The sequence below is a fragment of the Paenarthrobacter sp. 2TAF44 genome (assembly GCF_052114885.1).
Lineage (GTDB): Bacteria > Actinomycetota > Actinomycetes > Actinomycetales > Micrococcaceae > Arthrobacter.
The window spans coordinates 32,038-44,149 of the sequence record NZ_JBFRFP010000034.1 but is presented as its reverse complement, the minus strand read 5'-3'; the positions used below and the strand labels follow the sequence as shown (position 1 = coordinate 44,149).

The 12,112-nt window shown below is 62.3% G+C and carries 12 protein-coding genes and 1 pseudogene; 9 read left to right on the top strand and 4 right to left on the bottom strand.

The genetic code is table 11. The features are described from left to right. Positions 1–120 (top strand): annotated as a pseudogene (locus tag AB4Z15_RS22860) (IS110 family transposase); the annotation flags it as partial. A gap of 238 nt (positions 121–358) precedes the next feature. Then, the gene (locus AB4Z15_RS22855) at positions 359–1,822 is read left to right on the top strand and encodes an amino acid permease (protein ID WP_442019066.1); all 1,464 of its coding nucleotides are present in this window, start codon (positions 359–361) and stop codon (positions 1,820–1,822) included. A 67-nt stretch (positions 1,823–1,889) separates the two neighbouring features. Here the strand turns inward: AB4Z15_RS22855 and AB4Z15_RS22850 are convergent, their stop codons facing one another. Then, entirely contained in the window at positions 1,890–2,825 is a 936-nt protein-coding gene (locus tag AB4Z15_RS22850) for a hypothetical protein (protein WP_442019065.1), read from the bottom strand. A 159-nt stretch (positions 2,826–2,984) separates the two neighbouring features. On the opposite strand from AB4Z15_RS22850, the gene AB4Z15_RS22845 reads away from it, so the two are divergent. The 7 genes from AB4Z15_RS22845 (at position 2,985) to AB4Z15_RS22815 (ending at position 8,823) form a co-directional block, all read left to right on the top strand. Then, positions 2,985–3,443: an SRPBCC family protein gene (locus AB4Z15_RS22845; protein ID WP_442019064.1), complete on the top strand. Its 459-nt coding sequence runs from the start codon at positions 2,985–2,987 to the stop codon at positions 3,441–3,443. Continuing rightward, positions 3,443–4,099: a pentapeptide repeat-containing protein gene (locus tag AB4Z15_RS22840; protein WP_442019063.1), complete on the top strand. Its 657-nt coding sequence runs from the start codon at positions 3,443–3,445 to the stop codon at positions 4,097–4,099. The genes AB4Z15_RS22845 and AB4Z15_RS22840 overlap by 1 nt, the downstream gene beginning before the upstream one ends. Before the next feature lie 130 nt (positions 4,100–4,229). Further along, complete coding sequence (locus AB4Z15_RS22835; RefSeq protein WP_442019062.1) at positions 4,230–5,456, top strand: thiolase family protein; 1,227 nt, start codon at positions 4,230–4,232, stop codon at positions 5,454–5,456. Further along, a complete protein-coding gene (locus AB4Z15_RS22830) occupies positions 5,457–6,260 on the top strand; it encodes an enoyl-CoA hydratase/isomerase family protein (protein WP_442019061.1) in 804 nt (267 codons plus the stop codon). Continuing rightward, a complete protein-coding gene (locus tag AB4Z15_RS22825; RefSeq protein ID WP_442019060.1) occupies positions 6,257–7,120 on the top strand; it encodes a 3-hydroxyacyl-CoA dehydrogenase family protein in 864 nt (287 codons plus the stop codon). The genes AB4Z15_RS22830 and AB4Z15_RS22825 overlap by 4 nt, the downstream gene beginning before the upstream one ends. Before the next feature lie 26 nt (positions 7,121–7,146). After that, positions 7,147–7,743, top strand: coding sequence for a GNAT family N-acetyltransferase (locus tag AB4Z15_RS22820; protein WP_442019059.1), 597 nt, complete (start codon positions 7,147–7,149; stop codon positions 7,741–7,743). Positions 7,744–7,923: 180 nt separating this feature from the next. Next, positions 7,924–8,823 (top strand): SGNH/GDSL hydrolase family protein, encoded by a 900-nt coding sequence (locus tag AB4Z15_RS22815; RefSeq protein ID WP_442019058.1) that lies wholly within the window; start codon positions 7,924–7,926, stop codon positions 8,821–8,823. 88 nt (positions 8,824–8,911) lie between these two features. On the opposite strand, the gene AB4Z15_RS22810 is transcribed toward AB4Z15_RS22815, so the two are convergent. The 3 genes from AB4Z15_RS22810 to AB4Z15_RS22800 are packed head-to-tail and all read right to left on the bottom strand — an operon-like array spanning position 8,912 to position 12,086. After that, on the bottom strand, positions 8,912–10,123 hold the full coding sequence (locus AB4Z15_RS22810; protein WP_442019067.1) for a Gfo/Idh/MocA family protein: 1,212 nt from the start codon (positions 10,121–10,123) through the stop codon (positions 8,912–8,914). A gap of 20 nt (positions 10,124–10,143) precedes the next feature. Further along, entirely contained in the window at positions 10,144–11,313 is a 1,170-nt protein-coding gene (locus AB4Z15_RS22805) for a Gfo/Idh/MocA family protein (protein ID WP_442019057.1), read from the bottom strand. Further along, positions 11,310–12,086, bottom strand: coding sequence for a ThuA domain-containing protein (locus tag AB4Z15_RS22800; protein WP_442019056.1), 777 nt, complete (start codon positions 12,084–12,086; stop codon positions 11,310–11,312). The genes AB4Z15_RS22805 and AB4Z15_RS22800 overlap by 4 nt, the downstream gene beginning before the upstream one ends. Between the last annotated feature and the right edge of the window lie 26 nt (positions 12,087–12,112).

Here is a 12,112-nt window from a genome sequence, read left to right as displayed (position 1 = left end):
CGCAAACGCCAAGCCGAGGGACGAACCACAAAGGAGATCCGCCGGTGCGTGAAACGCTACCTCGCCCGGCGGATCTACCGAACCCTCAACGCCCCAAACCCCGGCCCTTGCCACGCTTGACAACCATAGAAGGATCCCCGCGTTGCTTTGTTCAGGGAGGGTGCTGTTGCCTGCGTCACGGGCATTCGCGTTAATCCCGTAAGATAGACGGGTTGCGCGAACCTTCGGCGTTCTGCGTTCTTTGTCACACTTCGGAGACCTCCAACGAGGAAAGCTCGAATTTTGTGTGGCAAAGGTGCCCATGTTCCGGCATGGGCGTAAACACCTACAGCAATACCCCAACCCACAAGGAACAGCTGTGCCGCAAAGTACTCCCACAGATCTCCAGAACCCGACGGCCACACCCACCGCCGTCGATTCAACCCTCAGCGCTGAGGGATACCAGAAGACCCTGAGCCGGCGCCACGTCACCATGATTGCCATGGGTGGCGCGATCGGCGTCGGCCTGTTCATGGGCGCCGGTGGCCGCTTGGCCTCCACCGGCCCGGCCCTGATTTTCTCCTACGCAATCGCCGGCGTCATCGCTTACCTGCTGATGCGCGCCCTCGGTGAACTCATCATGTACCGCCAGACGTCGGGCTCGTTCGTGAGCTACGCCGGTGAAATGTTCGGCAAGAAGGGCGCCTTCCTTTCAGGCTGGATGTACTTCATCAACTGGGCCATGACAGGCATTGCCGAGCTCATCGCGATAGGCCTGTACTTCCAGTTCTTCTTCCCCAACGTTCCCGTTGAACTTTCCGCCATTGCAGCGCTGGTGCTGCTGGTGGCCGTGAACCTGTTCAGCGTCAAGGCGTTCGGCGAGTTCGAATTCTGGGCCTCCTGCCTCAAGGTCGCCGCCATCCTGATCTTCCTGGCCGTTGGCACCTTCATGGTTGTCACCAACGCCCAGGTGGGCACCGGCCACGCCTCGGTGGGCAACCTGTTCCACGAAGACGGCGGCATGTTCCCCAAGGGCGGCCTGGTCATGATCCTGGTCCTCAACGCCGTGATCTTCGCCTACAACGCCATCGAGCTCGTTGGTATTACCGCTGGTGAGATGCAGAACCCGGAACGCGAAGTTCCCAAGGCGATCCGCGCCGTCGTCATCCGCATTATCGTCTTCTATGTCGGTTCCGTGATGCTCCTCGCGATGCTGTTGCCGTCGGACCAGTACAAGGCGGGCACCTCGCCGTTCGTTACAGTGTTCGGCCAGATGGGCCTCGGCTGGATGGGCGACGTCATGAACATGATCGTCATCACCGCCGCGCTGTCCTCGTGCAACTCGGGCCTGTACTCGATCGGCCGCATCTTCCGGACCATGGCCAACAATGGCCACGCCCCGCAGTGGCTCACCAAAATGTCCTCCCGCCACGTGCCGTACGCGGCCATCCTCGCGATCGGCGGAGTGTATCTGGTGGGCATTCTGCTCAACATCTGGCTGGGTGGCTCCCACGCGTTCGACCTCGCGCTGAACACGGCCTCCATCGGCGTGATTTTCACCTGGGGTTCCATCTTCGCGAGCCAGATTGCCCTGCGGAAGAAGCGTGGCAACGTCTCCACCCTGCCGATGCCCGGTTCGCCGTGGACCAGCTGGTTGGGCCTGATTGCGCTGCTGGCCATCACCGTCCTGATCGGCTTCGACACCATGACCGATAAGGCAACCGGCGAGGTCTTCCTCCTGGGTCTCTGGACCCTGGCGACCATCCCGTTCTTCGCCCTGGTCCTGTGGCTTGGCTGGCAGAAGGTCAAGAACAACGAGCCGAAGAGCGAACTCTTCAGCTAACGCTCTCTTCACCAACTAGCTCGCATTAGTGGTTGTTCTGAAGGCGTGGAACAACCACTAATGCCAGTCACTTGGGTGCCCATCCACGATTTATGAGCGCGTTTCTGACTTTGGCTACCGCCGAGCTCGCATCGTTTCCCATGTGGCGCTTTGAGATTCGGACCAGTATCCACCCGGCGCGACTGAAATCCTCTTCCCGCTCAATGTCCCTGACAATTTGGCCGGGATCGGAGTGCCCCTCACCTTCGTATTCCACGGCGACGCGCTGCTCGGAATACCAAAGGTCCGGTTGACGCACGACGCCGGAACCCAACTCAGTGGGCATGTTGACTTCTGCTTCTGGCAGCCCAGCACACTCGAGTGCCAGCCGAAGCCGGGTTTCGGGCGCGGAATCAGCTCCGATGCGGGCCTGCTCGAGTGCCAAGCGAGCCTTCCGGATCCCTGGCGTTCCTTTGTGACGGTCAAGCATGGTTTCCAGATCCTCGCGCGTGCAGTAAGGATCGCTGCGCCCTTCGAATTCAGGCCTCGGCAACCGCAGCAGGTGATCGGCCACCACAGTGATCTCGTCGATGCTCATCTTCCGGGCGCAATCGAGCCACGTCCGCGCCCTGCTGGTGATGAGCAAGCCTTGGTGGTTGGTGATTTCGTCCTCGAAGAATTGCCCTACATGTCCCACCACTCCTTTCCTTCGTGGGATTGCCATGGTGTCGGGACGGGAAATGTGGATGACAGATTCGTGGCTTCCCGGCAGGAACCCCGGAAACGCCCAGAGCCTGAACGCCGTGGCATGGGAGGCTGCGGAAAACGGCGTAATGACCGTGTAGGGCCGGGCGGTGGTGGATAACTCCATCGGCTGTTCGGGGGCGGGGCTGCGGATTCCCCGGCTGGGTGAGTCAAGCCAGCGGTGCCTCCACCGCTGACGGGAGACGCCGGCGTCGAGCGCTTCCTGCCAAGTGAATGGCGCCGACTGAAAGCGACCGGGCAACTGCTTGGGGATACGCATTTCCCCATGCTTGCAAAACCTTGGTGGACGTGAGTGGTTATCCACAGGCTCTAGTAGCCTGCCTGCATCTGACTGGCATTAGTGGTTGTTATGGGGCTCTATAACAACCACTAATGCCAGTCAGTTGGGAGTGTCAGTGCCCCGGACTAGGCTCGATGTATGGATCACACCACCACCCTGACGCAGCACATCAACGCCAGCCCGGAGAAAGTTTGGGCGGTCTTCTCGGACATTCCGGGCTCGGCCGGCACCCTTTCGGGCATCAATGCAATCCAGATGCTCAGTGAGGGTCCTTATGGGGAAGGGACCCGCTGGAAGGAAACACGGACCATGATGGGCAGGCTGGAAACCGTGGAGATGTGGGTGGACGAGGTGGACCCGCCCCGCAGTACCACGGTCAAAGCACTTCAGGGCGGCGCCGACTACACCACCCGCTTCAACCTGGCAGGGCGCGACGGCGGAACTGACCTTACGCTGACATTCGGCGCCGAGGTCCTCAAACCCACGCTCCTCAGCAAGCTCGCCATGGCCTTGTTCGGGAAGATAGGCATGAGCATCACGCGAAAGGCCCTCAGCAAGGACCTTGCCGAGATCGCTGCAAAGGCGGAATCCCTCTGATGGCGGCTGCAAAGGTGGCAGCCCCCAAGATCTCGCCGGTGCGCCTGGATGAACTGCGCGACGACGACGCCCCGAACTTCCAGCGTGGGGAACGGTATGACGGCATCAGGTTTACCCGCGTGTCCGCGGATGGGGAGGAACTGAGCGGTGCTGACTTCATTGAGTGTGAGTTCACGGGCGTCTCCTTCAACGAGGCCCAGTTGCGTGGCGCCACGTTCCGGGAGTGCATCCTTGCGGAGCCGTATGCGCCAGCCTTCACTGCGGCCCGGACTTCCTGGCAGGACGTGGAGATCAGCAATCCGAGGTGGGGATCAGCCGAGCTGTACGAGGGCACGTGGCGCTCGGTGCGGATCGACGGCGGCAAGCTGGACTACGTGAACCTGCGTGGTTCCAAGTTGATGGATGTCCAGATTTCCGACTGCATCATCAACGAGCTCGATCTGGGCGGCTGCACCGGGACCCGGGTGTCGTTGAAGAACTGCACTATTGGAACCCTGGATGTCACCGGTGCCAAACTCAAGGACGTGGATCTGCGGAGCTCCGAATTCCGAGGTATCAACGGATTGGCCGGGCTCGCCGGGGTTGTCATTGACGATTACCAGTTGAGTCTCATGGCCCCGCTGTTGGCCGGACATTTGGGCATCCGGGTGGTCTAAGGCGCTGGCTGTGCTGCGGGGAGATGGCTTCATCTGTTGACCCGTACGGCAGGCCGTGTAATCTTTATAGAACGAACGGTCGGTATATTATTCCCGAACCGGTCCCTTTCACTTCGCGAAGGATGTTCTCATGGTCGAGGCTTTTCTTGTTGGCGGCGCACGGACGCCGGTTGGTCGTTACGGCGGGGCATTGTCCTCCGTCCGTCCTGACGACCTCGCCGCGCTGGTGGTCCGTGAGGCCGTGGCGCGTGCCGGCGTCGATCCTGACTCCATTGATGAGGTAATCCTCGGCAACGCCAACGGCGCTGGCGAGGAGAACCGCAACGTAGCCCGCATGGCGACCATCCTCGCGGGACTTCCCCTCCACATCCCGGGCATCACGGTTAACAGGCTTTGTGCCTCGGGCCTGAGCGCCATCATCATGGCGAGCCAGATGATCAAGTCGGGCGCCGCGGACATCGTGGTGGCGGGTGGCGTCGAATCCATGAGCCGGGCACCCTGGGTCCAGGAGAAGCCCACCACTGCATTCGCCAAGCCGGGCCAGATCTTCGATACGTCCATCGGCTGGCGCTTCGTCAACCCGCTCTTCACCAAGGGAGAGCTCTCCCGTGACGGCAAGATGACCTACTCCATGCCTGAAACGGCCGAGGAAGTGGGCCGTGTGGACAACATCTCCCGCGAGGACGCAGACGCTTTCGCTGTCCGCTCGCACGAGCTCGCGTTGGCAGCCATTGCAGGCGGCCGGTTTAAGGACGAGATCGTTCCGGTCACCGTGAAGACCCGCAAGTCCGAGACCGTGGTGGACACTGATGAAGGTCCCCGCGAAGGCACCACCATGGATGTCCTGGCTGGGCTTCGGCCCGTAGTCCCCGGTGGCTCCGTCGTCACCGCGGGCAACTCCTCCAGCCTCAATGACGGCGCCTCTGCGATCATCGTCGCTTCCGAGGCAGCCATCAAGAGGTTCGGCCTGACGCCTCGCGCCCGCATCATCGATGGCGCTTCGGCGGGCTGTGAGCCGGAAATCATGGGCATCGGTCCTGTCCCGGCAACTCAGAAGGTCCTTGCCCGCACTGGCCTTACCGTGGACCAGCTCGGCGCAGTGGAACTCAACGAAGCTTTTGCCACCCAATCCCTTGCCAGCATGCGGCGCCTCGGGCTGGACCCGGGAATCGTCAATAACGACGGCGGCGCCATCAGTTTGGGGCACCCGCTGGGTTCCAGCGGGTCACGCCTGGCCATTACCCTTCTGGGCCGCATGGAGCGGGAGCTTGCCAGCAACAATGGACCGAAGCTTGGCCTTGCCACGATGTGCATCGGCGTGGGCCAGGGCACGGCAATGCTGCTGGAAGGCGTGTAAATGGCACTGAACCAGGAAGACTTCAGCACACTTCTCCTCGAGGAACGCGACGACAGGCTCACTGTTCTTCTCAACCGTCCCGAAGTACGCAACGCGATCGACCAAACCATGGTGGATGAACTGCACCTCGTTTGTGCCGAGCTGGAGCGCAACCCCAAGGTGCTGATCATCGCGGGCACGGACGGCGTCTTCGCCTCGGGTGCGGACATTGGACAGCTCCGGGAACGCCGGCGGGATGACGCATTGCGGGGGATCAACTCGACTATCTTCATGCGCATCGCCAAGCTGCCCATGCCCGTCATCGCAGCTTTGGACGGCTATTGCCTCGGTGGCGGTGCGGAGCTTGCCTATGCGGCGGACTTCCGCATCGGGACCCCGAGTGCCCGGATTGGCAACCCCGAAACAGGGCTGGGAATCCTTGCTGCAGCGGGTGCCAGTTGGCGGCTCAAGGAGCTTGTGGGTGAACCGAAGGCCAAGGAAATCCTCCTCGCCGGCGCCGTGTTGCGGGCCGAGGAAGCGCTGCGAATCAGCTTGATCACCGAGATTCACGAAGCCCCTGATCTTATGGAGGCCGCGCACAATCTGGCTGACAGGATCGGCCGCCAGGACCCCCTTGCCGTCCGCATTACCAAGTCGGTGTTCCACGCTCCTGCGGAAGCGCACCCACTGATCGATACCCTTGCCCAAGGGATCCTCTTCGAATCCCAGGCCAAGTTCGACAGGATGCAGGCTTTCCTGGATAAGAAATCGGCGAAGGCCGCCAGCTCATCCACGACTGCCAACGACGACAGGATCCAGAAATGACAGCAGTTCCCGCGATTCCCCACGTTGTTGGAGTTCTTGGTGGTGGCCGGATGGGTGCCGGTATCGCGCACGCGTTCCTGACCAAGGGCGCCACGGTCATCGTCGTGGAGAGGGATCACGAGGCAGCCGCCGGAGCGCAGGGCCGGGTCGCTGATGCGGTTGCCAAGTCCGCTGCCCGCGGCACGCTGAGCGAAACCCCTGACGAAGCCATGGCCCGGTTCAGCACGTCGACGGACTACGAATCCTTCATCCACTGTGGCCTGGTGGTAGAAGCTGTGCCCGAGGATTACGATCTCAAGGTCACCGCTTTGAAAGCGGTGGAAGACCACCTTTCCGCTGATGCGTTCCTTGCCTCAAACACGTCGTCGTTGTCCGTGACGGACTTGGCGAATGCACTCCGCAGGCCAGCCAACTTCATCGGCCTGCACTTCTTTAACCCGGTGCCCGCCTCCACCCTCATCGAAGTGGTGCTGGCCAAGGAGACCTCGCCCGAACTCGCCCAAGCGGCGAAGAACTGGACGGAGGCACTCGGCAAGACGGCCGTCGTCGTTAATGACGCGCCGGGCTTTGCGTCCTCAAGGCTGGGCGTCGCTATTGCCTTGGAAGCGATGCGCATGGTTGAGGAGGGCGTGGCTTCAGCGGAGGATATCGACGCCGCGATGGTCCTCGGGTACAAGCACCCTACCGGGCCGCTCAAGACCACGGACATCGTCGGTCTCGATGTTCGTCTGGGTATCGCCGAGTACTTGCATTCCACGCTGGGTGACCGCTTCGCTCCGCCGCAGATCCTGAGGGACAAGGTGGCCCGCGGGGAGCTTGGCCGCAAAACGGGCAAGGGCTTCTTCGACTGGAACGACTGAAGCCCGGGGCGGGTTAGGCTAACCGGGTGACCTCGATTGAACCCATTACCCTGACCGGCAAATTCGTGACCCTTGAACCCTTGCGGCCAGATCACCACGACGACCTTGTGGAGGCGGCCAAGGACGGTGAACTCTGGAAGCTCTGGTACACCTCCGTGCCCACGCCGGAAGGTATGGCTGCCGAGATTGAGCGGCGGCTGGACCTGCAGGCAAAAGGGTCCATGGTGCCCTTCGCTACCAGGCTCAACAGCACGGGCAAGGTCATCGGGATGACGACGTACATGAACATTGACGCCGCCACCCCGCGCGTTGAGATTGGCTCGACTTGGAACGCGGCGTCCGTCCAAGGCACGGGCACCAACCCCGACTCCAAGCTGCTGCTCCTTCGGCATGCCTTTGAGACCCTTGGCTGCCCCGCCGTCGAATTCCGTACGCACTGGCTCAACCACCAGTCCCGCGACGCGATCGCCCGACTCGGCGCCAAGCAGGACGGTGTGCTCCGGAACCACTCGCGCAGCAAGGACGGCACCCTCCGCGACACCGTGGTGTTCTCCATACTGGAACACGAATGGCCGGCGGTGCGGAACGGCTTGGAATACAGGCTGGCCAAGTACGGCGCATAGGTGAGCAGGAACGTGGAAGCCGAAAAATAGGGTAGCCACAGGGCCTGTACCGCGCTGCCTGCCGGGCGTAATCTGGCCAACACATTGCCCCGTACGCGGCCGACGGGTGGGCGTGCCGCTAAGTGATCCTGTTTATCGGACCACCGGAGCCCCAAAAGAGCAGTATGAAGGGGAAGCATCATGGCAACTCATCGAGCACGACGCCGGCACTTGGCTTTTGCAGGCGGACTCGCCGCCCTGGCACTCACCCTGGGATTCACGGCCAGTCCGGCCACCGCCGCACCGCCGCCACCTGTCACGTATGTGGCGCTCGGTGATTCATACACGGCGGGGACTGGTGCGGGGGGCTTGAGCAGGCCACCCGTGGCTTGCTGGCAAAGCCCCGGTGGTTACGTTGACCTGGTGGACGCCTCACCAAAGGTCACCTTGGTGGCCAACTTGGCGTGTCATGGAGCCGTGTTGTTCCCCGTCCCACCCTTCTATGACGGAGTGACGCCGACTGTCGGTCAACAAATCTTCGCTGGGCAGCAGGCCTTGGCTGGTGCTGATCTGGTCAGCGTCACAGCTGGTGCCGTGGATGCCGGCAGTTTGCTCGCTTTGCAGAACTGCTCCACGCCCAATACCCAGCTATGCGCGGCCACCGTTTCCGGGATCATCGCCAATCTTCCTGTGATCGAGTCCGGACTTGAGATCACTTACCAGGCCATCCAACAGGCGGCCCCGGACGCCGTCATCGCTGTTCTTGGTTATCCGCGCCTGTTTGATCCGTCCCAAGGCGACATCGTTATTGGTGGCGTCACAGTGGTGCCGGTCGCGAACCAGATCCAGGTGAACATGGCCATTGATGCCCTCAACGCGACTATTGCAAAGGCGGTGCAAGAGAGCGGGACCAACGCGGTGTTCATCGATATGACCAAGCGGTTCCTTGGGCATGCGGTCAACTCAGCCAACCCATGGATCGTCCTGGATCTCACCCAGCCACTCCTGGATGCGAACTTCCACCCGAACAGCGCCGGACACCAGGCGTATGCGTCTGCTTTGCTCTCCTCGGTGAAGCTGACTCAACTCGCCAAGCGTTAGACCACTAGGACGTTGCGAACCCGCTGTTTCGTTGTTGCCCAACAACGAAACAGCGGGTTCGCGACGTTCATGCAGGCCGGACGCAAGCTCACACCTTCTGCCAGCGGCTCTCAGCCTCGGCGCTGGCCTCCACTGCCGCTAACACCTTCTGGACCTGCAACGCATCAGAGAAGGATGGCTCCGGCTGGCGATCCTCAGCGATGGCGTTCACGAGGTCCACCACCTGATGCGTGAATCCGTGCTCGTAGCCCAGGCCATGTCCGGTGGGCCACCAGTTCCCGACGTAAGGGTGCGATGGTTCCGTCACGATGATCCGTCGGAAACCGGCGTCCTCGTCGGAGGCATCGTAGAAGGACAGCGAGTTCATGTCCTCGAAGTCGAAAGCCAACGAGCCGAGCGTGCCATTGAGTTCCAGCCGCATGGCGTTCTTCCTTCCCAGGGCAAACCGAGTCGCCTCGAACACTCCGATCGGGCCGCCGTAGGTGGAACGCCCGACGGCGGTCGTGCCGCCACCCGCTATGGCTGGGTCACCGCCGTCGGGCGTCTTTCCGCCGAAACGGGCCGTAAAGATCGCGGCGTCGTCCACAGTTACCGGACCGCGCGGACCGTCTGCGCCACGGTGACCGCCGAGCCCAACGAAGTCACCGCCGATTGGCCGCTCCTTCACGAACGTCTCCATTAGGGCTGAAACCCCTGTGATGTTGGACCCGGTGATCCACTGTGCGGCGTCGATACTGTGGGCGCCGATATCACCCAGTGAGCCAGACCCGGACTTTGCTTTGTCCAGGCGCCACGTCAGGGGCGCGTCCGCATCCGACAACCAATCCTGGAGATACTGGGCCCTGACGTGCCGGAGATCTCCCAACCGGCCTTCGTCCACCATCCGCTTAGCAAGGGCCAGTGCAGGAGTTCGCCGATACGTGAACCCGCACATCGAGTACACGCCCCGCTCGGCGGCCGAGGATGCCACAGCGGTCATCTTCTCAGCCTCAGCCACACTATTGGTCAAGGGTTTCTCGCACAGCACGTGTTTGCCGGCTTCCAGGGCAGCAATCGCAATCTCGGCGTGCGTGTTGCCCGGGGAACAGATATCGATCAGGTCAATGTCATCGCGCTCGATCAGGCGACGCCAATCGCTCTCCACGGAATCCCAACCGAGCTTGGCCGCGGCCGCCTGAGCAGCAGCAGCATTTCTGCCAGCCAGCGCCGTCAGCTTGGGCGCAAGTGGGAGATCGAAGAAGCGTGGCGCCGTTCGCCAAGCATGCGAGTGGACGGCGCCCATGAAGGAGTAGCCCACCATGCCCACCCGCAGCTTCCGAGTCACAGCCGAATGCCTTCCCCCGCAAGCGCACTGCCTCCCGTAAGCGCACTGCCTCCCGCAAGCGCACTGCGAACCGAGGTCCAGGACTTCAAAACTTCCAACACGGCCGGGTCCCGCTCGGCAAGTAGTGCCTGTTGGTACGAGTCCTCAAGCAGCGTGTCCACGGAAACCCGGGTGCCGTTGGCCGCACTCAGGATGGCCGCCTCCACCATGGCCAGGCTCATGATGTTTTGGTGCACCTGCCCCATCGGGGTGCTTCCCGTGCGGACTGCAGATACAAAGTCGCGCAGGGAACCAGCGATTTCCTGGCCGGGATCCTCAGAACTGCCAGCATCGCCGGAAACAGGAACAGAGGAAACAGGCTCATTGTCGCCGTCCCACAAGACCGTGCCGTGCTCGCCGCTGATCCGCCACGAGGCGTTCCACGAGGTTTCCTGGCCCGGGCTGCACCAGCTTCCGTTGAACACGAAGCGCTCGCCGCCGGTCATTTCGAACACGGCCGTGGCCCCGGCATCACCGCGGTACCAACTCCACGAGGGGTTGTACTCCTCGCAGAAAACAGAGACGGGATCGGCGTCGAGCAGGAACCGGGCCATGTCGAATTGATGGATCGCCATGTCCAGCAGCAGGGGGTGGTCCATGGCATCACGGAATCCGCCAAAGTGCGGCGCCTTGAAGAACTCGGCAGAGACGATGCCAACAGCACCCAGGGACCCGGACAGCCGCTTGGCTTCGAAGAGCTGCCGGTTGTAGCGCCTGGACTGGCTGACCATGAACAGCTGGCCGTGAAGCTCAGCCGCGGCTGCCAGGGAAAGCCCTTGCGCCACTGTGGAGGCCACGGGCTTTTCGCCAAGAACCGGCAAGCCGGCAGCGAGTGCCTCGGTAGTGACCGGATGATGCGCGGCAGGAACGGTGACGTTGATGATCGCCTGGGCTCCAACGTCGGACGCCAGCGCCGCTGTGCCGGCACCCACCGGAAGGTCTGGACGGCCGAGCGAAGCTGCAGCCTCGGCGGCGGTGGCGAGATCCAGATCCACGATGCCCACAAGTTCCACCAACGGTGACGACTCAACGGTTCGAAGCCAGGCGCGGCCCATGCCCCCGGCGCCGACCACTACGACGCGAAGGGGAGTGCCGTCGTCGGGGATGATGGCGAAAGGCGTGCTCACGCGTTTGCTCCTTGGTAGCTCTTGCCGTTGAAGAAGTCGTTGGTTTCGTAGCGAAGCAGCTCAGGGACGGCGCGCTCGGGACGGTCAGTGACGGCCCATTCGACGGCGTTGGCGATGACCCGGCGGATGTCTTTGTGCTGATAGACGGGGTAGTCCTGGTCGCCGGGGCTGAAGAAGAAGATCTTGCCGTGTCCGCGCCGGAACGTGCAGCCCGAACGGAACACTTCGCCTCCGCTGAACGAGCTGATGAACACCAGTTCCTCCGGCGTGGGGATATCGAAGAATTCGCCGTACATTTCCTGCTCAGGGATCACGATGGGGTGCGGCACGCCCTTGGCGATGGGGTGGGTCGGGTCCACTGTCCAGACGAGTTCGCGGTCGTGTTCGGAGCGCCAGCGCAGGGTGCAGCTAGTGCCCATGAGCTTGGTGAAGATCTTGGACCAGTGCCCGGAGTGCAGCACAATCAGGCCCATGCCCGCGAGCACGTGGCGGTGGACGCGCTCCACGATTTCGTCCTCAACGTCGGCGTGGGACATGTGCCCCCACCAGGTGAGGACGTCCGTGTTGGCGAGGACTTCCTCCGTGAGGCCATGCTCGGGTTCGTCCAGGGTCGCGGTGCGAACCTCGACGCCGGAACCCAGGTTCTCCTCGATGCCCGCCTTAACTGCGCCGTGCATTCCTTCCGGGTACAGGCGTGCCACGAGTTCGTCCCGCTTCTCGTGACGGTTTTCGCTCCAAACGGTGACGCGGATGGGCTTGCTTGTTTCAGGCATGATTTTTCCTTCTGATGAGTGAGGGT

Coding starts and splice junctions, on each gene's coding strand:
- AB4Z15_RS22850 (WP_442019065.1), bottom strand. CDS start 2,825: ATGCGTATCCCCAAGCAGTTGCCCGGTCGCTTTCAGTCGGCGCCATTC.
- AB4Z15_RS22845 (WP_442019064.1), top strand. CDS start 2,985: ATGGATCACACCACCACCCTGACGCAGCACATCAACGCCAGCCCGGAG.
- AB4Z15_RS22840 (WP_442019063.1), top strand. CDS start 3,443: ATGGCGGCTGCAAAGGTGGCAGCCCCCAAGATCTCGCCGGTGCGCCTG.
- AB4Z15_RS22835 (WP_442019062.1), top strand. CDS start 4,230: ATGGTCGAGGCTTTTCTTGTTGGCGGCGCACGGACGCCGGTTGGTCGT.
- AB4Z15_RS22830 (WP_442019061.1), top strand. CDS start 5,457: ATGGCACTGAACCAGGAAGACTTCAGCACACTTCTCCTCGAGGAACGC.
- AB4Z15_RS22825 (WP_442019060.1), top strand. CDS start 6,257: ATGACAGCAGTTCCCGCGATTCCCCACGTTGTTGGAGTTCTTGGTGGT.
- AB4Z15_RS22815 (WP_442019058.1), top strand. CDS start 7,924: ATGGCAACTCATCGAGCACGACGCCGGCACTTGGCTTTTGCAGGCGGA.
- AB4Z15_RS22810 (WP_442019067.1), bottom strand. CDS start 10,123: ATGGTGGGCTACTCCTTCATGGGCGCCGTCCACTCGCATGCTTGGCGA.
- AB4Z15_RS22800 (WP_442019056.1), bottom strand. CDS start 12,086: ATGCCTGAAACAAGCAAGCCCATCCGCGTCACCGTTTGGAGCGAAAAC.